We start from the raw sequence: 20,327 nt of genomic DNA, 5'->3' as shown, positions 1-20,327 counted from the left end.
CGCGCGCCGCGCCGCCGCGCCCCCGGTGTTCCCCGGCGTCCCCATGCGCTCAGTCGCAGCCGCAGGACCGGCGGATGACCAGACGGGACGGGAAGAGCTTGAGGCGTTCGCGGCGGGATCCCGCGACCCGCAGCCCGTCGTCGAGGACGAGGTCGACCGCGGCGCGCGCCATGGCCTGCCGGTCGCTGGCGACCGTGGTCAGCGGCGGATCGGTCAGCCCGGCTTCCTTGACGTCGTCGAAGCCCGCGACGGCGAGACCGCCCGGCACGTCGATCCGCAGCTCGCGCGCGGCCCGCAGCACCCCGATGGCCTGGTCGTCGGTGGCGCAGACGATGGCCGGCGGCCGGTCGGGACCGTCGAGCAGCCGCAGCGCGACCTGATAGGCGTCGTAGCGGTTGTACGGGGCCTGGAAAAGGCGCCCCTCGGTGGAGCGCCCGGCCTCGTCCATCGCGCGCCGCCAGCCCTCGACATGGTCGGAGACGGGGTCGCCGACCGCCGGGGTCTCCTCGGTGCCGCCGAGGCAGGCCACGTAGGCGTGCCCGTGGTCGAGGAGGTGGCTGGTGGCGAGCTGGGCGCCGCTGACGTCGTCGGTGACGACGGCGACGTCCTCGATCGCCTCGGGGCGGCGGTGCAGCAGCACCACCCGCGCGTCCCAGGCGTCTATCTCGACCGCGGCGGTCTCGCTGGGACCCTGGCTGACCAGGATCAGGCCCGAGACCCGCATGCCGAGGAAGGCCCGCAGATAGTGGACCTCGCGCTCGTCGAGGTAGTCGGAGTTGCCGACCAGGACCATCTTTCCGCGGTCGGCGGCGGCCTGCTCGACCGCGTGCGCCATCTCCGCGAAGAAGGGCTGGCGGGCGTCCGGCACGATCATGCCTATGAGGTCCGTGCGGCGCGAGGCCATCGCCTGCGCCACACGGTCCGGCCGGTACCCCAGCTCCTTGATCGCGGCGAGTACCCGCTCACGGGTGGCCGGGGCGACCGGCCGGGGTCCGTTGTTGATCACATAGCTGACGACCGCGGTCGAAGTACCCGCCAGTCGCGCCACGTCGTCCCGCGTCACCTTGGCCACCCGCGAAGTCTACGCGGGCACCCCTACCTCTTTGCAGGGCGTACCGCTGCTTCTGCTTCCGCGACGACCCTCGCCGCCGCGTCCTCGTCCGAGTCGTCCTGCTTTGCCCCGCTCTTCGCGGACTTCCCGGCGCCCTTGCCGGAGCTCCCCTCACCTGCGGAAGCGCCGCGGTCCGGCTTCTCCGGGGTGACGAAGCGGTAGCCGACGTTGCGGACGGTGCCGATCAGCGACTCGTGTTCGGGGCCGAGCTTGGCGCGCAGCCTTCGCACGTGCACATCGACCGTGCGGGTGCCGCCGAAGTAGTCGTAGCCCCAGACCTCCTGGAGCAGCTGGGCGCGGGTGAAGACCCGGCCCGGGTGCTGGGCCAGGTACTTCAGGAGCTCGAACTCCTTGAAGGTGAGGTCGAGCACCCGGCCCTTGAGCTTGGCGCTGTAGGTGGCCTCGTCGACCGAGAGGTCGCCGTTGCGGATCTCCATCGGGGAGTCGTCGGTGGCGATCTGCTGGCGGCCCATCGCGAGCCGCAGCCGGGCCTCGACCTCGGCCGGTCCCGCGGTGTCCAGCAGCACGTCGTCGATGCCCCAGTCCGCGGTGACCGCGGCGAGCCCGCCCTCGGTCACGACGAGCACGAGCGGGCAGCCGGGTCCGGTGGAGCGCAGCAGCTGACACAGGTTGCGGACCTGCGGCAGGTCCCGGCGGCCGTCGATCAGGATGACGTCGGCGCCCGGGGTGTCCACGAGTGCGGGGCCCTCGGCGGGGGCGACCCGCACGTTGTGCAGCAGCAGGCCGAGCGCGGGGAGCACCTCCGTCGACGGCTGGAGGGCGTTGGTCAGCAGCAGCAGGGAGCTCATCGGACTCCACCTGCCCTGCGCGTCGTGTGCACGGTTCGCTCGCCCATTTCGTCGGTTCCTCCTCGGTCCCTTCGATGGGGGTACCTCCGGGCCCCGGGGGCCCGGGTCATGCGGCACTGCTTCGTACGGTGCGGCACCGCTTCCGGGGAAGCAGTGTGCCGCGCGTCCGACGGCGCCGTTGCCGTCGGACGGCCAGAGTGCTCTTATCCGCGGTTCCCCGGGGGGAATCGCGGAGGGCCGTTCGTATACAACGCGGTGGCAGCGCCACCCGAAGCACAAAAGGACCCGGGGGCGTCGCTGCCCGGATCCTCATTCCCAGCAGAATAGCCCACATGAGTGGTGATGAGGCAGGTCGGAACCATGGCTCTTCTGTGCGGCCCGTCACGGCGCCTGCCCAGCTCGGGACCGTCCACACCTCGGACGGAGTGGCCCTGGAGGCCGCCCACGCGCCCGGTCCGGGGTCCGGGACCGCCCCGGATGATCTTGTGATCGTCCTCGCGCACGGATTCACCGGTTCGCGTGACCGCCCGCATCTGCGCCGCGCCGCGCGGGTTCTCACGCGTTACGCGCCCGTGGTCACGTTTTCCTTTCGCGGTCACGGGGGTTCCGGCGGACGTTCCACGGTCGGCGACCGGGAGCTGCTCGATCTGGCGGCCGTCGTGGCGTGGGCCCGCTCGCTCGGCTACCGGCGGGTGGCGACCGTGGGCTTCTCCATGGGCGGCTCGGTGGTGCTCCGGCACGCGGCGGAGGCGCGGGCAGAGGCGGACCGGGCGGCCCAGGCGGCGGACCCGGCGGACGAGGCCCTGGCCGGGAGCGGCCGTGCCGCCGCCGAGGCCGGGGGAGCAGGGGAGTGCTCGGCAGCGCAGGGGGCGCACAAGGGGCGCACGGCAGCGCGACCGGTGGCGGTGGTCTCCGTGAGCGCCCCCGCCCGGTGGTTCTACCGGGGCACGGCACCCATGCGCAGGCTGCACTGGCTGGTGCTGCGGCCCGAGGGACGCCTGGTCGGCCGCCTCGGCTTCCGCACCCGGATCCACTCCCGCGACTGGAACCCGGTCCCGCCCTCGCCCGCCGAGGCCGTCCCGTACATCGCGCCGGTCCCGCTGCTCCTGGTCCACGGCGACCGGGACCCCTACTTCCCGCTCGACCATCCGCACATGCTGGCCCGGGCCGCGGACGGCCACGCCGAGCTGTGGATCGAGCCGGGCATGGGCCACGCGGAGAACGCGGCCCCGGACGCGGTCCTCGACCGGATCGGGAAGTGGATCGTGCGCCGTGCCACGGTGAGCGCGGACGACCGCGACCTTCCTGACGGATGAGCGCGCGCCTCGGACGGCTCCAGCGCGTGCGGCACCCGCGGCCGTGGGGCACGGTGACCCGGCCGGGGGAGCCGCACAGTCGGTGAACCGAGGAGCCGCAGAGTCCAGGTGCAGCGCGTCAGAGCGCTACGGCCATCGAGTACAGCCGCGTGATCTGGGCCTTGCTGCCGTTGTCGTCGGTCACCAGGAACAGGGAGCGACGGCCCTCGTGGGGGCCGTCGGTCAGTGTGCTGCCCAGGGCCATCCCCTCCACGTTGCCGAGCAGCGGGTTGGCCTGGACGCCTGCGGGTGCGACCTCCCCCGGGCTGCCCGCCGGGCAGTCCGCGAGGTCGAAGAGCAGGGTGCTGTGCAGGAAGACGTCGGCGGGTGCCTGGTAGAGGGACTTCTCCCGGGACACGTCGGCCGCGCCCCGCAGCGAGATGTCCTTGACCCGGATCGCGTTTCCCAGACCCTCGGTGTACTGCCGTTCCAGGGCGAGCAGACGGTCCTCGTCCACAGCCACCAGCTCCACCAGGTTCAGTCCGGGGTCGGTGCGGTAGGCGAACTCCTCGTCGGCCCGGTAGTCGCCGTTCGGGGTGCCGGTGAAGCGCTGGATGCGGATCAGGCCCCTGCCGCGTTCGTCGCCGTCCTGCGCCAGCGGTGCCTCGGTGGCGAGGTAGAGGTGCTCCGCCTTCGGCGTGATCGCCAGGGACTCGAGGGTCCGTCCGGTCTGCGCACCGCCCTCGGGCCAGGTGCTCAGGGTGGAGGGCAGTGGCAGCGCCTTCCCGACCTGGAGGCCCGACTCCAGGCTGAACCGCCGTAGGGTCGGCCCGGTCTCGGCGGCCACCAGCGCGGTCCTGGCGCCCTTCTCCACCGCGAGGGCCTCCGCGTCGAGCCAGCCGAGCCCCTGGCTGCCCTCGCCGCCCCGCAACGTACGGGCGCGCCCGGCCTTCGGGGTCAGTTTCTCGGCGGTGCCGAAGCCGAGCGGGAAGATCCGCGTCGGTTCGTTGTCGGTGACGGCGTACAGCTTCCCCGGCTGCCCCGGGGCGAAGCTCAGCCCGGAGAGGCCCTCGACGGCCTCGCTGTCGGTCTCCGTCTTGTCCAGTGCGTCGGAGTGGTCGAGCAGCGCGGCGTCGGGGGAGCAGTCCCCGTAGGCGTGCTGCGGGGTGCCGGGGTCCAGCCGGTGCGCGAGCGGTGGCGCCAAGAGCGTGCCGAGGACCCCCAGGGCCAGCCCGGCAGTCGCGCAGAGGAGCAGCTTGCGGCGGGCGAGAGGCGCCGGTGGGTGCACGGGCTCCGGTGGCGGCGGAGCCGGGCGGCGGGCGGCGTTCAGGACGAGCCCCAGGTCGGCGAGGCCGTTCTCGTCGCGGGCCTGCGGCTCCTGCGACTCGGGCAGGCGCATGGCCAGCACCCGGCGCCGCACCTGTACGAAGATGCTGCCCAGGCTGAGTGTCTCGCCCCCTTCGGGGTCGCCCGTGGTCAGGGTGTCGACGAGGGCGCCGGTGAAGGCCGAGGGGCGGTCCGCGTGAGGTGCGTGGGAGCGTCGGTTGTGCGGGGCGGAGGCCAGGGTGTAGGTGCCCGTGCTGAGTTCGTCCAGGGTGCCGAGGGCGAGGTCGGCGCCGTTGATCCCGGAGTACTCCTCACCCTGCCGCACCCAGCCGCCGCTGAAGCAGCAGTCCAGGATGAGCACGATCCGCCGGGCCGCACTGCGCTCGATGGCGTCTCTTATGTGCGTGGTGTTGACCCAGCCCTCAGGGCGGGCGGGGCGCGACTTGGGCAGGGTCAGGTAGAGCCGGTTCTCCGTGCTGAGGAGGCCGTGCCCCGCGTAGTACACGAGCAGGGTGTCCTCGGCGCGCTCCCCGGCTCGCTCGATGGCGTCGGTGAGGTCGGTGGCCTCGCGCGGGTTGGCGAGGAGGATCACCCGGTCCTCGGGGAAGCCGCCGATGTCCTTGTCGCGGAAGATCTCCGCGAGGCGGGCAAGGTTGTGTATGACGCTCGTCAGGCGCTCCAGCGTCTCGTAGTCGTCCACGCCGACGAGCAGGCAGACAGAGCGTGCCGGATCTACGCGCCCCTTGTCGACGTCCGCACTGTCCTGGCCGGGGGCGGGCACGCCGGTCACCGGGCGTCCTCGTCGTCCGCGGAGGCGGGCCCGCCGGTTCCGGTGGTGCCGCCTTCGGTCGTTCCGTCCGCTGCGGACTCCGCCGCCGGTTCCCCGAGTTCACAGCCTGTTGCGCGCAGGAGTTCCCGGATCTGTCCGGCCTCGCTGCCCGCGCCGTACACCTGGACGATCACTCGGGGCGCCGATTCCCGGTCCCGCCTCGAGGAGTACCAAGAGCGCACGCTCTCGGCGAGGAGCAGGACTGTCGACACGGCCGCGCACACCGCCTGGACGGTATCGGTGTGTGCGCTCATCGTGCCCGTGGGCGGTCCGGCGAGGGGTTCTACCCGGACGCCGCCGAGGCGCAGCGCGCGGTCCCGGGCCAGCCAGTCCGCCAGCGACTCCAGGTCCTCCGCGTCCTTCGCCCGCTCCATGCCCGGTGTGGTGAACGTGATCCGCATGCCTCTCCCCGTTCCCTCGTGTGCATGCACATCCAGATTCAAGGTGGCACAACTTCCGTCCTGATGAACGGAATTAATGTGAAGGTGCGGAGTTCTCCAGCCATCTCCCGCCGTGCGGCACGGAGTTGGCGCGCGGTCGGTCGGAGTCGGGCCGGTACCGGGGACGGCCGCCCATCGGACTGCCACCGGCGCACCTTGTCCGTGCCTCCCGCCGCGTAGGTGCCTGCCCGCAGCCCGTACGGGACGGTTGCCCGGGCCGGTCGTGGCACAGTGGACCGGCACCTCGCGGAAGGCCGCGCCACGGGCGTCGGCGCGCCCGGGAGCATCAGCCGAGTAACCGGAAAGGGAGCACCGGATGGCGATCGGCACGATCCGCTACTGGGCGGCGGCGAAGTCCGCGGCCGGGGTGGACCAGGAGCCGTACGAGGCGGCGACGCTGGCGGAGGCGCTGGACGCGGCCCGCGAGCGGCACCCGGGCGAACTGGTCCGCGTCCTCGCGCGCTGCTCCTTCCTGGTCGACTCGCTGCCCGTGGGCACCCGCGGACATGAGACGGTACGGCTGGCCGAGGGCGGCACCGTCGAAGTGCTCCCGCCGTTCGCAGGAGGATGAGCACGATGACGCACCAGCCGTACGAGGACGGCGCCTACGAGCACTCCTCCCCCCGCCGTCCCCGAGACGAGGACCCGCGGCCCTACGGCGAGCAGCAGCCGTACGCCGCCGACCCGGGCACCCCCGCCGAGCAGCCGCCCGCGTACCCCGGACAGCAGTCCTACGCCTACGGGGACCCGCAGTCGTACCCGGGACAGGAGCAGTACCCCGGGCAGCAGGCCTACCCCGGCCCCGACCCGCGGACGTACGCCTACGAGAACCCGCAGCAGTACGGCGGACAGCAGTCCTACTCCGGTGAGCGGTCCTACTCCGGACAGGAGCCCTACACCGGTCAGCAGCCCTACGCCGGACAGGACGGCTACCCGGGGCAGCAGCCGTACGAGGGCCGGCCGGGCGCGCCGTACGGCGCGGCGCCCGGCGCCCCGGACGGGCCGGGACAGTACGGCGGGCCGGACGGAAACGGGCAGTACGGCGCGGCACCCGGCGCCTCCGGCGGGTACACCCCGGACGGCGGCGGGGCGTACGACGCGCAGCCCGCCGCCCACGCCGGGCACCCCGGTTACGGGACGTACGACCAGCCGCTCCCGCAGTCACAGCCCCAGTCACAGTCACAGCCCCAGCCCCAGCCCCAGTCACAGCCGCAGGCGACGGACACCGACACGGCCTTTCCGCTTCCGCAGCAGCAGGCGGAGTCCGCGGAGTATCCGGCGGCCGGGCAGCAGCCCGGAGCGCGGGGGGCCGCCGGGCGGGAGCCCGCCCCCGCGGCCTTCGCGGCGCCGGGGCACGGGGCGGCGCCGGTCCCGCCCCGGGACGAGCCGCTCACCGCGGCGCAGCGGGCGCGGGCGGAGGGCCGCTCGCCGGTCATCGAGCCGGGGCTCCAGCCCGCGGGGCTGACCGCGCTGCTCGCGCTGATCCTCTGCGGGGCCTCGGCGGCCGGCGCGTACGGGCTGGTGGTGCCGCTGGTGCTGCTGCAGGCCGTGACCGCGGCGGGCTGGTTCCGGCTGAACGGGATGTGGCCCGCGCGGCAGGGGATCCTGCTCGCCTTCGCCGCCGGGCTCACCGCGGACGTGGCGGTGCTCGCGGGCGGGCGCGGGAACGCCCCGGTGGCGCTGCTCGGCGCGATCGCGCTCGCGGTGCTCGGCACCCTGGTCCTGCAACTGCGCAGCACCGCCTCGGCCGACGAGCGGATGACGGCGCTGATGGCCACCCTGACCTCGGCCGCCCTGACGGTGGTCGCCGCCGGTCACCTCGCCGCGCCGCCCGAGGCGGTCGGTGTCGGCGGGGCCGCGGTGGCCCTGGCGATGCTGGTGCGCGCGCTGCCGCTGCCGACCGCGCCCTCCGCGCTGCTCGCCCTGCTGGCCGCCGCGGGCATGGGCGCGGTGACGGCCGGGGTGAGCGCCCTCGCCGGGGACGCGAGCACCGTCGAGGGCGCGGTGATCGGACTCGCGGCGGGCGTCTGCGCGCTGGTCGGGCACCGGGCGGCGAGCTACGACTACCCGTCCCGCTTCGTGCACATGACCGCGGGCGTGGCCCTGCCGCTGGCCGCCGCCGCACCCGCCGTCTACCTGGCGGGCGAACTCCTCGGCTGAGCCCGCCCGGACGCCCGCTCCGGTCCCCGTGCCACACCCCGTGCCCGCGGCCGTACGCCCCGTGCCGGTCCGTCACAGCTGGTCGACAACATCCGGTACATCCGGAGCGGGGCGTACGCGCGGGTTAGGCTCGGCCGGCACTGACCTCTGAGGTGGGGGATTCACGGAGAATGCGCGCACTGCGAATAACTTTGATCGTCCTGGTGGTCCTCGGGGGCCTCTTCGTGGCGGTCGACCGGATCGCCGTCAACTACGCCGAGGGCAAGGCGGCGGACAAGGTGCGCGAGAGCGAGGGCCTGGACAAGAACCCGGACGTCTCGATCAAGGGCTTCCCCTTCCTCACCCAGGCCGCGGGCGGCACCCTGGACGAGGTCGAGATCCGGATGGACGACTACCGCGCGCGGACCGAGACCCCGGCGGGCTCGCAGGACGGCCAGGACTCCACCCGCGAGGGCGCCGACTCCGTCCTCATCGAGCGCCTCGACGCCACGCTGCACGACGTGGAGTTCTCCGGCGACTACAGCTCGGCCACCGCCAAGCGCGCCAGTGGCACCGCCACCGTCTCCTACGCCGAACTCCTCAAGGCCGCCCAGGTCGAGCCGATGGAGCTGGCCCCCGGCGTCACCGCCAAGGTGACCGGGCTCTCGGACGGCGGCAACGGCCGGATCAAGGTCGAGGTGCGGGCCACCGTGCTCGGGCGGGCGCTGCCGGACCCGGTGTACGTGATGAGCAGCGCCCGGGTCGACGGCGACATCGTGAAGGTGCACGCCGACGCGCTGCCGAAGATCCCGGTGAAGGTCGCCGAGGACAAGGTGCGCGAGATCACCGACTTCCAGCAGCAGATCAGCGGCCTGCCCGCGGGCATCCACCTGGACAAGGTCGAGGCCGCGAAGGACGGCGTCGACGTCTCCGTGACGGGCGCCGGGGTGAAGCTGGGCTCGTAGGGGCCCGCCCGGCTCCTGGCGAGGCCCGCTCCCGGGGGCGCCCGCTCCCGGGAGGCGGTCGCCCCGTCCCCCGCCCGCGTGTCACCTGCCAAGTCCGCCATACGAGACGCACCCGTCCGTACCGTAGATGTGAGGTGCGCCGCAGTACGGCCGCGCGGTGCCCGATCGAGGCGGGGAGGTGTGCAGATTCCAGTATCCGGATGATCGCGTCTCATCATTTGACACGCCGGTGACACGGCCGCCTGTCCGTCCCTACGATCGCAGTCATGCGGTGCACCCAGAGCCGTTCCCACCACCGGGGACAGGCGGATCTCACGAAGCGGCGGGCAGTGGACCTGTGCCGCGTCGCCGCCATGCTCTGTCGCACCTTCTGAGCGGACCTCCGGTTCCGCGCCCTCACCGGCCCTTGCCCGGCCACCCCCTGTACAGCCGCCGCCGCGCGCTCCGCCCGGCCTGTACACCCCCCGTTCCGCACACCCCGCCGTACCTGCCCCGGAGGAGAGAAGCATGAGCCGCAGCGACGTCCTGGTAGACGCCGACTGGGTCGAGGCCAACCTCGACAACCCGAAGGTCGTCCTCGTCGAGGTCGACGAGGACGCCTCCGCGTACGACACGAACCACATCAAGAACGCCGTCAAGATCGACTGGCAGAAGGACCTCCAGGACCCGGTCCGCCGCGACTTCGTCGACCAGGCCGGCTTCGAGAAGCTGCTGTCCGAGCGCGGCATCGCCAACGACGACACGGTGATCCTCTACGGCGGCAACAACAACTGGTTCGCCTCGTACGCCTACTGGTACTTCAAGCTCTACGGCCACGACTCCGTGAAGCTGCTCGACGGCGGCCGCAAGAAGTGGGAGCTGGACGCCCGCGAGCTGGTCGCCGAGGTGCCCTCCCGCCCGGCCACCGACTACAAGGCCAAGGCCCAGGACACCTCCATCCGCGCCTTCCGCGACGACGTGGTCGCCGCGATCGGCAAGCAGAACCTGGTCGACGTGCGCTCGCCCGACGAGTTCAGCGGCAAGCTGCTCGCCCCGGCGCACCTGCCGCAGGAGCAGTCGCAGCGCCCCGGCCACGTCACCGGCGCCCGCAACATCCCCTGGTCGAAGAACGCCAACGACGACGGCACCTTCCGCTCCGACGACGAGCTGAAGAAGCTCTACGAGGACGAGAAGGTCGACCTCGGCACCGACACCATCGCGTACTGCCGCATCGGTGAGCGTTCCGCGCTCACCTGGTTCGTGCTGCACGAGATCCTCGGCGTCCAGAACGTCAAGAACTACGACGGCTCCTGGACCGAGTACGGCTCCCTGGTCGGCGTGCCGATCGAGCTCGGCGCCAACTCCTGACCCCCGAACCGACCTGACACGAACACCGGAAGAACGGAAGACAGCACATGTGCGGAGCGCAGGCCGGCGGCCCGGACCCCTCGACGATCAAGCCCGGTGAGACCACCATCCAGGGCAGCGTGACCCGCGACGGCCAGCCCGTCACCGGGTACGTCCGCCTCCTGGACTCGACCGGCGAGTTCACCGCCGAGGTGCCCACCTCGGCGACCGGGCAGTTCCGCTTCTACGCGGCCGAGGGCACCTGGACCGTGCGCGCCCTGGTGCCGGGCGGCACCGCGGACCGCACCGTCGTCGCCCAGACCGGTGGCCTCTCCGAGGTCGCGATCGCGGTCTGAGCCCGCCGCGGCCCGTAGCGGCGGCCGCGTCCCACAGAACGGTCACAGGACCGCACCCCAGGGTTGGACGCCTGGCGGGGTGCGGTCCTGTGGCATGAGCGGGCGGCGGGGTGGCGCGGGCGGCGCCTGAGCGGTGCGCTCGCGCGTCTGCCCGTCTGCCCGTCTGCCCGTCCGTGCGCCTTCCGCGCGTGCGTCCCTCGCCCGTGCGCCTTCCGCGTGCGGCTTCCCGCCCGGCCGCCCTTGCGCCCGGCGCGAGTTGCTCCCCGGAGCCGCGGGGAGCGGGCCGGTCCGCTCCGGCCGCGCGAGGCGCCCGGCGGCCCTACCCTGGAGACATGTACGCCCGCAGGCGCCATGTGTATTTCGCCATGATGGGGGTCTGCCTCACCCTCTTCGTCCTGGCCTGGGCGGTCGTGTCGATGTGGTCGATCCCGGCCGCGGTCGCGATGTGCCTGGTGGCCATGGTCATCCCGCCGGTGGCCGCGGTGGTCGCCAACCGCAAGGGCCCCGAGGACCGATGGTGGGACGAGCAGCCCCCGACCCCCGGCTCCCCCGACAAGCTGCGGCCGAGCGGCTCCCGCGACGTCCAGTCCGAGGAGTGGTGGGCCGAACTCGACGGCAAGAAGGGCAGGAAGCGCGGCCGGTGAGCACCGCGGGGCCCGCCCGTCGCCGGGCACGCGCTCACCCGGCCCCGGCAGACGCTTAGTAGACGAGCGCCTGCGCCTCGTCGCCCATCGCCTCCTGCACGAAGACCTGCGCCCCGGCGATCCGCACCCCCTCCAGTACGTCCCGCTCGGTGATCTCGCGCCGCGCCGCGCACTGGGTGCAGAGGGTGACCTGGCCGCCCGCGAGGATCGAGTCGAGCAGGTCCGGCAGCGGGGCCGCGTGCGGCAGGGCGAACTCGGCCGCCCGGCCGGGCAGCGCGAACCACGCCGACTCCCCGGTCAGCCAGAGCGAGACCTCCACCCCGCTGGCCACGGCCACCGCCGCCACCGTGAAGGCCTGCGAGCAGCGCTCGGGGGCGTCGGCCCCCGCGGTCACCTTGAGTACGAGCTTCTTCGCCATGCGCGGATCGTAGTCAACCGCCCGCCGGGGACGCCGTGCGCCCGCCCGCCGGGCGGCTCCCCGTACGGGGGACCTCCGGGAGAAAGGCGGGCCCGGGGCCATTAAGCTGGGCGACGGCTGAATCCCGTGTGTCCGGGTCCCCTCCGTCCGGGCCGCACCGCGAGACGTTACGGAGCCCCCGTGCTTGAGGCATTCTTCTCCGCTCTGCTGGTCCTGGTCTGCCTGGGCGTCCTCGCCTTCGCGGGTCTCACCGTGAAGAAGCTGTACCAGGGCCAGCGCTGAGCCCCCGCCCCCTGTCCGGCCACTGCAGGAACGACTGAGCCCTGATGATCGAGATCCCGTCCGACCTCCACAAGAACCTGGTGCCCCTCGCCTTCCTCCTCGGGAACTGGGCCGGTGCCGGTGTCTTCGACTTCCCCGGCGCCGAGAAGTGCAATTTCGGCCAGGAGGTCGCCTTCACCCACGACGGCCGGGACTTTCTGGAGTACCGCTCGCACACCTGGGTCCTCGACTCCGAGGGCGAGAAGGTGGAGCCGCTGGAGTCCGAGTCCGGCTTCTGGCGCATCGACGCGGAGCGCAAGGTCGAGGTCGTCATGGTGCGCGACTCCGGCGTCGTCGAGGTCTGGTACGGTGAGCTGGCCGACCAGAAGCCGCAGATCGACCTCGCCACCGACGCGGTCGCCCGCACCTCGACCGCCGGCCCCTACAGCGGCGGCAAGCGGCTGTACGGCTACGTCAAGAGCGACCTGATGTGGGTCGGCGAGAAGCAGACCCCCGAGGTCCCGCTGCGCCCGTACATGTCGGCGCAGCTGAAGAAGGTCGTCACCCCCGAGGACGTCGCCGCCTGGGCGAAGGACATGGGCGACCTGCCGGACGACGGGATCGCCTTCTTCAAGTAAGTAGAGGCCGGGCCGGGCGGGGAGGGTCCCCGGGCGAGGGCCCGTACGGCTGTACGGGGACGTAACCGCCGCGGGCCTCCTACACTGTCCCCGTGGTGAGCACCGACTGGAAGAGCGATCTGCGGCGGCGCGGCTACCGGCTGACCCCGCAGCGGCAGCTGGTGCTCGAAGCCGTGGACACCCTGGAGCACGCGACGCCCGACGACATCCTCGTCGAGGTCCGCAGGACCGCCTCCGCGGTGAACATCTCCACCGTGTACCGCACCCTTGAGCTCCTGGAGGAGCTGGGCCTGGTCAGCCACGCCCACCTCGGGCACGGGGCGCCCACCTACCACCTGGCCGCCCGCCACCACCATCTGCACCTGGTGTGCCGGGACTGCTCCGAGGTGATCGAGGCGCAGACCGCGGTCGCCACCGAGTTCACCGCGAAGCTGCGGGCCGAGTTCGGCTTCGACACCGACCTCAAGCACTTCGCGATCTTCGGCCGCTGCGCGCGCTGCTCCGCCACCCGGGAGCAGGACCAGGCGTCCGCCGAGGCCGCCGAGGGCTCCGAGGCGGACGGGGACGGCGGGCGGGCCCGTGCCGTACCGGCCGCGGACGCCGAGTCGTAGTCTGGGTGGGTGGATATGAAGAGCCCTCTGCTTGCCCTGCCCGGTGCGGTGCCCGCCGAAGGCGCGGACGAAGGTGTCGCCGCGCACTACGGTGACCTGTTCCGCGAGCAGCGCGCGCTCGCCGACGGGACGGGCTTCGTCGACCTCTCGCACCGCGCCGTGGTCACCGTCACCGGCGGGGACCGCCTGAGCTGGCTGCATCTGCTGCTCACCCAGCACGTCAGCGAGCTGCCCGCGGGCCGGTCGACCGAGGCGCTGATCCTCTCCGCCAACGGCCACATCGAGCACGCGCTGTATCTGGTCGACGACGGCGAGACGGTGTGGATGCACGCCGAGCCGGGCACCCAGGAGGCGCTGATCGGCTACCTGGAGTCGATGAAGTTCTTCTACCGGGTCGAAGTCGCCGACCGCACCGCGGAGTTCGCGGTGGTGCACCTGCCCGCGGGCTCCATCGCCGAGGCGCCCGCCGGGGCCGCGGTGCGCGAGACCCCGTACGGCCGTGATCTCTTCCTGCCGCGCGGGGAGTTGGAGTCCTTCGCGGCGGCGCACGGTCCCGCCGCCGGTCTGCTCGCGCACGAGGCACTGCGGGTGGAGGCGCACCGGCCGCGGCTCGGCTTCGAGACCGACCACCGCACCATCCCGCACGAACTGGGCTGGATCGACACGGCAGTTCACCTGCAGAAGGGCTGCTACCGGGGCCAGGAGACGGTGGCCCGGGTGCAGAACCTCGGCAAGCCGCCGCGCCGCCTGGTCTTTCTGCACCTGGACGGCAGCGAGGTGCACCTGCCGCCGCACGGCGCCGAGGTCCGGCTCGCCGCCGACGGCACCGAGGGCCGCAAGCTGGGCTTCGTCACCACCTCGGTGCGCCACCACGAACTCGGCCCGATCGCCCTCGCCCTGGTCAAGCGCAACGTCCCGCTTGACGCCCCGCTCCTCGCGGACACCACGGCGGCGGCGCAGGAAGTCGTCGTCGAGCCCTGAGGCCGCGGCGCGCGGCCCCGGCCCCGCTCAGATGTCGAGCAGGACGGTGAACGGCCCGTCGTTGGTGAGCGAGACCCGCATCTGCGCGCCGAAGCGGCCGGTGGCCACCGTGGCGCCCAGGGACCGGAGTCGGGCGACCACCTCCTCGACCAAGGGCTCGGCGACCGGGCCCGGGGCGGCCGCGTTCCAGGTGGGGCGGCGGCCCTTGCGGGCGTCCCCGTAGAGGGTGAACTGGCTGACCACCAGGAGTCCCGCGCCGGTGTCCGAGCAGGACCGCTCCTCGCCGAGGATCCTCAAGGTCCAGAGTTTGCGGGCCAGTTGGGCCGCCTTCTCCCGGGTGTCCTGGTGCGTCACGCCGACCAGGACGCACAGCCCCTCGCCCTCGATCCCGCCGACCGTCTCGCCCTCGACCACGACGCTCGCGCCGTCCACCCGCTGTACCACTGCTCGCATGGGCCCCATCATGCCGTGCGCCCCCCGATGCCCCGGCCGTGCGTCCCGGCGCCCCCGTACCGCCCGTACGGCCGCATACCGGGTACAAGAAGCGCCCATCCGGGGCGGATCCGGGCTACTCGGACACATGGGGAGCACTTGGGGTGGCACCATGCTCACACCCGGCGTTCGGACACCGGGCGGAGGGGACGGTAGGACCGCAATGAGCAGACCGAGCACCGGGTGGCAGGCGGGCACCCCCATCCTTCCCGCGACGGCCCCCGCACCGGGGCGCCCGCGGACCGCCGCGCAGCAGCCCCCCGAACAGCGCACCGGCAGCCCCCGGCCGCCCGCCGCCCGGCAGGCACCGGAGGCGGCGGGCGGCAGCGGCCCGCTCGGCGCGCTGTGCCTGGCCGAACTGCGCGCGCTGCGGCAGCAGGCCCAGCACCACGAGGCCGACCTCAGTTATCTGCGGCGGCTGCTCCAGGGCCGGATCGACATCCTCGGGGCCGAGCTGGCACGCCGGTCCGGGGACGCCCCCGGCGCCGGGGCGGGCGCCGACCGGCTGTCCGCGCAGCTCGCGCAGATCCTCGCCGACAAGACGGGCCGCCCCCGCTCCTCGGCCCGGCACCTCACCCTCGGCACCCCGCGCAGCGCCGAGTACCGCAGGCTGGCCGGGGAGATGCTGGCCGAGGTCGAGCTGTCCGACCTGGAGGCCCGCACCGACGAGGAGCTGCGGGCCGCGCGGCGCCGGCTCGGGCGGTACGAGCACGTGGTCTCCGGCCGCAGGCAGCGGGTCCAGCGCACCGCGGACCGGTGCGGTGCGGAGATCACCCGCAGGTACCGTGAAGGGGAAGCCCGAGTAGACGACCTGCTGGCCTGAGCCGGTGCCGGTGACCCCGGCGGCGGTGCCCGCGGTCCCCACGGACCCCCGGGTCCCCGCCCCGAAAGGCCACCCATGCCCGAGTCGCCCGCCGCAGGCTCCGCAGGTCCCGTGATACCGGAGGCCGCTCCGGTGCTCGCCGAGGTCGTACGGTCCGGCTTCACCGAGGGGCGCCACCGGGGCTCCCTGGTCCTCCTCGACCCGGACGGCGGGGTGGAGTTCGCGCTCGGCGAGCCCGCGGCGCCGGTCTTCCCGCGCTCCACCAACAAGCCGATGCAGGCCGCCGCGGTGCTGCGGGCCGGGCTCGACCTCGCGGACGAGCGGCTTGCCCTGGCCGCCGCCAGCCACTCCGGCGAACCCTTCCACCTGGAGCTGGTCCGGCGGATGCTGGCCGAGTTCGAGCTGAGCGCCGAGCAGCTCCAGTGCCCGCCCGACCTGCCGCTGGACACCGAGGAGGCCGAGGCCTACCTCGCCGCGGGCAAGGTCCGCGACCGCCTCGCGATGAACTGCTCCGGCAAGCACACCGCGATGCTCGCCGTCTGCCGCCGGGCGGGCTGGTCCACCGAGGACTACCTCGACGAGGGGCACCCGCTCCAGCTCCTGGTGCGCACCGTGATCGAGGAGGCCGCGGGCGAGCAGGTCCCCGCGGTCGGCACCGACGGCTGCGGCGCCCCGCTGATGGCGCTCTCGCTGACCGGCCTCGCCCGCGCCTTCCGGCACTTCGTGACCGCCGCCCCGGGCACCGCCGAGCGCCGGGTCGCCGACGCGATGCGGGCGCATCCCGAGTACGTCGCGGGCAGCCGCCGCCCCGACACCTGGCTGATGCGGGCGCTGCCGGGCACCCTGTCCAAGATGGGCGCCGAGGCGGTGCAGGTGGTGGCCCTGGCGGACGGCCGCGCCCTCGCCTTCAAGATCGAGGACGGTTCGCTGCGGGCACTCGGCCCGGTCCTCGCCCGCGCCCTGGAGCTGGCCGGGGTGCGGGACCCGGTCCTGGCCCGCATCGGCCGCGCCCCGCTGCTCGGCGGCGGCGTCCCGGTGGGGGAGGTACGGGCGGCGTTCTGAGCCGGGGCCGGGCCGGTGCGCGGGCTCCCGGGGCCCGTGCGCCTGCGCCCGCGCCGGTCCCGTACGGCCCGGGGGAGCGGGACCGAAATCCGGACGACACCTTCCGGTCACCGGCATAGCGTGAGGCCATGAGCCATCCAGACCGAGCCGGGATCGAGATCCGCAGCATCCGGGAGGACGAGTTCGCCGCGTGGGTGCGGGCCGTCAACACCGGGTTTCTGCTCACCCCCACCCCCGCCCCCGAGACCGTCGCGCACCGCAGAAGGGGCACCGACCTGGCCCGTACCCAGGCCGCCTTCGACGAGGGCCGGATGGTCGGGAACTTCCGCTCCTTCACCCAGCGGCTGACCGCGGTGGGCGGCGCCGAGGTGCGGGCCGACGCGATCACCAATGTCGGCGTCGCGCCCACCCACCGCAGGCGCGGCATCCTCAGCCGGATGATGGCCGCCGACCTCGCCGCCGCCCGGGAGCGCGGCGAGACGGTGGCCACGCTGATCGCCGCCGAGTACCCGATCTACGGCCGGTACGGCTTCGGGCCCGCCGCCTCGGTCGCCCGCTGGGAGATCCAGGTGCCGCGCACCGGCCTCGACCCGCGCTGGTCGCGGCCCGAGGGCGGCGGGCGCCTGGACCTGGTGGACGCCGCGGAGATCCGCGCGCACGGGCCCGGGCTCCACGAGCGGCTGCGCTCCTTCCGGCACGGTGTCGTCGACCGCGACGAGCGCTGGTGGCAGCAGGCGACCGGGCAGAGCAACCCGCCGGACAAGCCCTGGAAGGAACCCTTCCACGTGCTCTACCGCTCGGCGCGCGGCGAGGTCGAGGGATACGCCGCCTACACCGCCGAGGACACCTGGCACGAGAACAAGCAGCCGCTGGAGACGGCGACCGTGGTGGACCTCATCGCGGTGACCCCCGTCGCCGAGCGGGCGCTGTGGCAGTACCTCTGCTCGGTCGACTGGATCACCCGGGTCAGGACCGGCTTCCGCGCGCCGGACGACCTGCTGCCCGACTTCCTGCCGGACGTCCGCGCGGCCAGGATCACCACCCTCGCCGACTGGCTGTGGATCCGGCTCCTGGACGTGCCGGGCGCCCTCGCCTCCCGTACGTACGCGGCCTCCGGCGCCCTCACCCTGGAGGTCACCGATGCCAGTGGGCTCGGCGGCGCCGGGCGCTACCGGCTGACGGCCGACGGCTCGGGCGCGGAGTGCGTACGTACCCGTGAGGCGGCCGAACTCACCGTGGAACTGGGCGACTTGGCCTCGCTGTGGACCGGGGAGGTCTCGGCGGCCCGGCTGCTCGCGCTCGGCCGGGTCCGGGAGGAGCGGGCGGGCGCGGCCGCGGCGGCGGACAGCCTCTTCCGCACCGAGCGGCGGGCCTGGTGCCCGGACGTGTTCTGAGCGGACGTGTCCTGAGCAGAGCCCGCCGGGTGTCTCACCGTTCCCTGGGACCCGCCGCCCCCGCGCCCGGCGACAGCAGGGCCCGGGGCGCGTCCAGGCCCGTCAGTGCGGGGAGGCGGTGGGTGCGCCAGGTGCGGGCGTAGCCGGGCGGGGTCGCTCCCGCGTCGAGGATCACCGCCACCGGGCGGGCGCGGGCCAGCCGCCGCATCGCCGCCTCGCTGGTGCTGCGGTCGTGGCCGCTGGTCTGGCGGGAGGCGCAGCCGGTCCGGTAGGCGATCCGTACCGCCTCCTCGCCGCTGACCACGCACGGGGGACGCAGGCCCTGGCGGCGCAGTTCGGCGGCGGTGTCGCCGAGGGCGGTCCGTATCGTGCGGACCCGGTCCGCCGCGCTGTGCAGCACCGCGAACTGGACCGCCAGATGCCCGGCGAGCAGCAGCGCGAGCGCGAGGGCGGTCAGGGTACGGGCGCGGGCGCGGCGGGCGAGACCGGTCAGGCACAGGGCCACCGGGATCGCGAGCAGGGCGTAGGCGGGGAGCAGGAAGCGGGCGGCGGCGTAGCCGATGAAGAAGAGGTAGGGCACGGCGAGCGAGAGACCGGTCAGGGTGGCGAGGAGCACCGGCGCGGTGAGGCGTCTGCGGGCCGCCATCACCACCCCGGCGAGGACGAGCGGCGGCAGCAGCAGCCACCAGACGCCGGTGACCGGCTGCTTCCAGGGGCCGCCGCAGGGGCGGCACAGCGCCCGCCCGCCGAGGGAGCGCAGCTGGTGGCCGAAGGCCAGGTGCGGGCGGAGGTGGCCCTGGATCTCGCTGGCCCGCTCCAGACGGGTGCCGAGCCCGCCGTACGCCGCATAGGCCTCGATCACCCACGGGGCGCCGCCGGCCGCCGCGCCCGCCGCGAGGGCGAGCAGCAGCAGCGGGCGCCGCCAGGGGCGTACGCAGAGCGCGGCGAGCGCCAGCGGGAGCCCGAGCCAGAGGGCGTCGGAGGGGCGCATCAGCGCGACCAGGGCGAGGGCGGCGCCGAGGCCCGCGAGGGCGGCCCGGTCCCGGGGGTCGCGGGCGGCGCGCAGGAAGCAGCCGGTGGCGGCGAGGGCGCCGAGGGCGACCCAGAGGTTCGGCATCACCTGCGGTCCGTAGAACAGGGTGATCCACAGGCTCCCGAACAGGGCGCCCGCGAGCGCCGGTACGGGCGGCGGGAGCAGGCGCCGCCAGATCAGCAGGGCGCCGAGGAGCGCGGCGCCGGTGAGGACCGCGAGGTAGAGGCGCAGCAGGGGGACGGAGGAGGTCCAGAGGGTGACCGGGGCGGCCAGGTAGCTGATGCCGCGGGCGCGCGGGGCGCTGAAGAAGGCGGTGGCCGCGTCCGGGCTGACCTGGCTGACGTAGACGGTCTCGTCCCAGCCGAGCCCCGAACCCGGTGCCACGAAGGCGAGTTGGGCCAGCGTGTAGGCGGCGCAGACACCGGTGAGCCACCACAGGTCGCGGCCGGTACGGCGGCGCCCGCACGCCCGGTACCCCGGCACGCGCAGGGCGCGGGCCGCCGCCGGAGTCTGCGTCATGCCGACCACGGTGCCCCGGCCCCGGGCGGGCCGCCATTCAGCCGGGCGGACGGGGGACAGGGGGCGGGGATCGCGGGGCGGGGCGGGTCGGGGCGGGTCGGGGGGCGCGGCCGGGCGAGCGGCCGTACCGCGGGGGCGGCGGGCCGTCCGGGACCCGCGGTCGCGGCGCGCGGGGCCCGGGGCCCGCCGTCGCGCTGCGGTCGTGCGGAGGCCCGGGCTGCGGTCGCGTGCGGCCCCGGGTCTACGGGGTGAGCGCCCCCAGCAGCGCCCGGGCGCAGAGGGCGTGTACCTGGGCGCGGGTGAGTTCGGGGTTCTCCACCCAGTCGAGGCAGACGGCGACCATGAAGGCGAGCCAGCCGTGCACGGCCAGGCGCAGCGCGGGGGTGTCGCCGACGAGCGGGGCCATCGCGGGGTCGGTGAGGACGGCGTCCATGATCTGCCGCTCGTGTCCGGCCATGCCGGTGCGGTAGACCTCGCGCACCACCGGGTCGCCCGCGGCCTCCGCGCGGTGGAAGGCGCGGAAGCCCTCGGCGTGGTTCTCCACATAGGCCAGGAAGCGGTCGATGCCGGTGTCGATCTGCTCGCGTACCGGGATGCCCGGCACGGCGGCCATCAGGCGCAGCATGCGGGCGCTCTCGTGCTGGACGACGGCGGCGAAGAAGTCCCGTTTGGTGGGGAAGTAGTGGTAGAGCAGCCCGCGGGAGACGCCCGCGATCTCGGCGACCTGCTCGATCCAGACGTCGTCGTAGGGGCTCTGCGCGAAGAGCCGCGCGCCCACCGAGAGCAGTTGCTCCCGGCGCTCCTCGGTGCTCAGGCGGCGCCGGGTGCGCTGCTCGGGTTTGGCGGCCATGCCCG

Annotated in this window: 22 protein-coding genes; 14 read left to right on the top strand and 8 right to left on the bottom strand. The window is 74.0% G+C overall.

Annotation, left to right across the window (positions count from 1 at the left end; translation table 11 throughout):
- Nucleotides 1-49: 49 nt before the first annotated feature.
- Together HFV08_RS26535 and HFV08_RS26530 are read right to left on the bottom strand one after the other, a co-directional pair.
- Nucleotides 50-1,072 carry a LacI family DNA-binding transcriptional regulator gene (locus HFV08_RS26535; RefSeq protein ID WP_040251971.1) on the bottom strand — a complete coding sequence of 341 codons (1,023 nt, stop codon included), beginning with the start codon at nucleotides 1,070-1,072 and terminating at the stop codon, nucleotides 50-52.
- Between the two features lie 23 nt (nucleotides 1,073-1,095).
- Nucleotides 1,096-1,920 (bottom strand): winged helix-turn-helix transcriptional regulator, encoded by an 825-nt coding sequence (locus HFV08_RS26530; protein ID WP_040251974.1) that lies wholly within the window; start codon nucleotides 1,918-1,920, stop codon nucleotides 1,096-1,098.
- Nucleotides 1,921-2,252: 332 nt separating this feature from the next.
- Between HFV08_RS26530 and HFV08_RS26525 the strand changes: the two genes are divergently transcribed.
- On the top strand, nucleotides 2,253-3,236 hold the full coding sequence (locus HFV08_RS26525) for an alpha/beta hydrolase family protein (RefSeq protein WP_168542985.1): 984 nt from the start codon (nucleotides 2,253-2,255) through the stop codon (nucleotides 3,234-3,236).
- A 118-nt stretch (nucleotides 3,237-3,354) separates the two neighbouring features.
- Here the strand turns inward: HFV08_RS26525 and HFV08_RS26520 are convergent, their stop codons facing one another.
- Together HFV08_RS26520 and HFV08_RS26515 are read right to left on the bottom strand one after the other, a co-directional pair.
- Nucleotides 3,355-5,331, bottom strand: a complete 1,977-nt coding sequence (locus HFV08_RS26520; protein ID WP_168542984.1) for a caspase, EACC1-associated type — start codon at nucleotides 5,329-5,331, stop codon at nucleotides 3,355-3,357.
- Complete coding sequence (locus HFV08_RS26515) at nucleotides 5,328-5,771, bottom strand: effector-associated constant component EACC1 (protein ID WP_168542983.1); 444 nt, start codon at nucleotides 5,769-5,771, stop codon at nucleotides 5,328-5,330. The genes HFV08_RS26520 and HFV08_RS26515 overlap by 4 nt, the downstream gene beginning before the upstream one ends.
- Nucleotides 5,772-6,126: 355 nt before the next feature.
- Here HFV08_RS26515 and HFV08_RS26510 point away from each other — a divergent pair, with 355 nt between their 5' ends.
- The 7 genes from HFV08_RS26510 (at nucleotide 6,127) to HFV08_RS26485 (ending at nucleotide 11,240) form a co-directional block, all read left to right on the top strand.
- Nucleotides 6,127-6,381 (top strand): MoaD/ThiS family protein, encoded by a 255-nt coding sequence (locus HFV08_RS26510; RefSeq protein ID WP_168542982.1) that lies wholly within the window; start codon nucleotides 6,127-6,129, stop codon nucleotides 6,379-6,381.
- A 5-nt stretch (nucleotides 6,382-6,386) separates the two neighbouring features.
- Nucleotides 6,387-7,970 carry a hypothetical protein gene (locus HFV08_RS26505; protein ID WP_210430809.1) on the top strand — a complete coding sequence of 528 codons (1,584 nt, stop codon included), beginning with the start codon at nucleotides 6,387-6,389 and terminating at the stop codon, nucleotides 7,968-7,970.
- A 170-nt stretch (nucleotides 7,971-8,140) separates the two neighbouring features.
- On the top strand, nucleotides 8,141-8,914 hold the full coding sequence (locus tag HFV08_RS26500; RefSeq protein ID WP_168542981.1) for an LmeA family phospholipid-binding protein: 774 nt from the start codon (nucleotides 8,141-8,143) through the stop codon (nucleotides 8,912-8,914).
- Between the two features lie 266 nt (nucleotides 8,915-9,180).
- Nucleotides 9,181-9,288: a putative leader peptide gene (locus HFV08_RS32600; protein ID WP_376770727.1), complete on the top strand. Its 108-nt coding sequence runs from the start codon at nucleotides 9,181-9,183 to the stop codon at nucleotides 9,286-9,288.
- 133 nt (nucleotides 9,289-9,421) lie between these two features.
- Nucleotides 9,422-10,261: a sulfurtransferase gene (locus HFV08_RS26495; protein ID WP_168542980.1), complete on the top strand. Its 840-nt coding sequence runs from the start codon at nucleotides 9,422-9,424 to the stop codon at nucleotides 10,259-10,261.
- 47 nt (nucleotides 10,262-10,308) lie between these two features.
- Nucleotides 10,309-10,596 (top strand): DUF1416 domain-containing protein, encoded by a 288-nt coding sequence (locus tag HFV08_RS26490; RefSeq protein ID WP_040251982.1) that lies wholly within the window; start codon nucleotides 10,309-10,311, stop codon nucleotides 10,594-10,596.
- Nucleotides 10,597-10,928: 332 nt separating this feature from the next.
- Nucleotides 10,929-11,240 carry a DUF3099 domain-containing protein gene (locus tag HFV08_RS26485; protein WP_168542979.1) on the top strand — a complete coding sequence of 104 codons (312 nt, stop codon included), beginning with the start codon at nucleotides 10,929-10,931 and terminating at the stop codon, nucleotides 11,238-11,240.
- A gap of 55 nt (nucleotides 11,241-11,295) precedes the next feature.
- Here HFV08_RS26485 and HFV08_RS26480 read toward each other — a convergent pair whose 3' ends face one another.
- Nucleotides 11,296-11,658 (bottom strand): DsrE family protein, encoded by a 363-nt coding sequence (locus tag HFV08_RS26480; RefSeq protein ID WP_168542978.1) that lies wholly within the window; start codon nucleotides 11,656-11,658, stop codon nucleotides 11,296-11,298.
- A 326-nt stretch (nucleotides 11,659-11,984) separates the two neighbouring features.
- On the opposite strand from HFV08_RS26480, the gene HFV08_RS26475 reads away from it, so the two are divergent.
- The 3 genes from HFV08_RS26475 to ygfZ all read left to right on the top strand — a co-directional run bounded on the left by HFV08_RS26475 (nucleotide 11,985) and on the right by ygfZ (nucleotide 14,149).
- Nucleotides 11,985-12,557: a heme-binding beta-barrel domain-containing protein gene (locus tag HFV08_RS26475; protein ID WP_168542977.1), complete on the top strand. Its 573-nt coding sequence runs from the start codon at nucleotides 11,985-11,987 to the stop codon at nucleotides 12,555-12,557.
- 92 nt (nucleotides 12,558-12,649) lie between these two features.
- Entirely contained in the window at nucleotides 12,650-13,168 is a 519-nt protein-coding gene (locus tag HFV08_RS26470) for a Fur family transcriptional regulator (protein ID WP_168542976.1), read from the top strand.
- Nucleotides 13,169-13,183: 15 nt separating this feature from the next.
- Complete coding sequence (gene ygfZ / locus HFV08_RS26465; RefSeq protein ID WP_168542975.1) at nucleotides 13,184-14,149, top strand: CAF17-like 4Fe-4S cluster assembly/insertion protein YgfZ; 966 nt, start codon at nucleotides 13,184-13,186, stop codon at nucleotides 14,147-14,149.
- Nucleotides 14,150-14,176: 27 nt separating this feature from the next.
- Here the strand turns inward: ygfZ and dtd are convergent, their stop codons facing one another.
- Entirely contained in the window at nucleotides 14,177-14,602 is a 426-nt protein-coding gene (dtd, locus tag HFV08_RS26460) for a D-aminoacyl-tRNA deacylase (protein WP_168542974.1), read from the bottom strand.
- Nucleotides 14,603-14,804: 202 nt separating this feature from the next.
- Between dtd and HFV08_RS26455 the strand changes: the two genes are divergently transcribed.
- From HFV08_RS26455 to HFV08_RS26445, 3 genes are all read left to right on the top strand, one after another.
- On the top strand, nucleotides 14,805-15,464 hold the full coding sequence (locus HFV08_RS26455; protein ID WP_168542973.1) for an RsiG family protein: 660 nt from the start codon (nucleotides 14,805-14,807) through the stop codon (nucleotides 15,462-15,464).
- Nucleotides 15,465-15,539: 75 nt separating this feature from the next.
- Nucleotides 15,540-16,526 carry an asparaginase gene (locus HFV08_RS26450; protein WP_168542972.1) on the top strand — a complete coding sequence of 329 codons (987 nt, stop codon included), beginning with the start codon at nucleotides 15,540-15,542 and terminating at the stop codon, nucleotides 16,524-16,526.
- Between the two features lie 128 nt (nucleotides 16,527-16,654).
- On the top strand, nucleotides 16,655-17,920 hold the full coding sequence (locus tag HFV08_RS26445; protein WP_168542971.1) for a GNAT family N-acetyltransferase: 1,266 nt from the start codon (nucleotides 16,655-16,657) through the stop codon (nucleotides 17,918-17,920).
- 34 nt (nucleotides 17,921-17,954) lie between these two features.
- Here HFV08_RS26445 and HFV08_RS26440 read toward each other — a convergent pair whose 3' ends face one another.
- Both HFV08_RS26440 and HFV08_RS26435 read right to left on the bottom strand, forming a co-directional pair.
- Complete coding sequence (locus HFV08_RS26440; protein ID WP_168542970.1) at nucleotides 17,955-19,472, bottom strand: glycosyltransferase family protein; 1,518 nt, start codon at nucleotides 19,470-19,472, stop codon at nucleotides 17,955-17,957.
- Nucleotides 19,473-19,713: 241 nt separating this feature from the next.
- A complete protein-coding gene (locus HFV08_RS26435; RefSeq protein ID WP_168542969.1) occupies nucleotides 19,714-20,322 on the bottom strand; it encodes a TetR/AcrR family transcriptional regulator in 609 nt (202 codons plus the stop codon).
- Nucleotides 20,323-20,327 lie beyond the last annotated feature (5 nt).

Origin of the sequence: Streptomyces physcomitrii (assembly GCF_012273655.1) — a bacterium.
GTDB classification, from domain to species: domain Bacteria; phylum Actinomycetota; class Actinomycetes; order Streptomycetales; family Streptomycetaceae; genus Streptomyces; species Streptomyces physcomitrii.
This window is presented reverse-complemented; position numbering and strand designations above follow the sequence as displayed.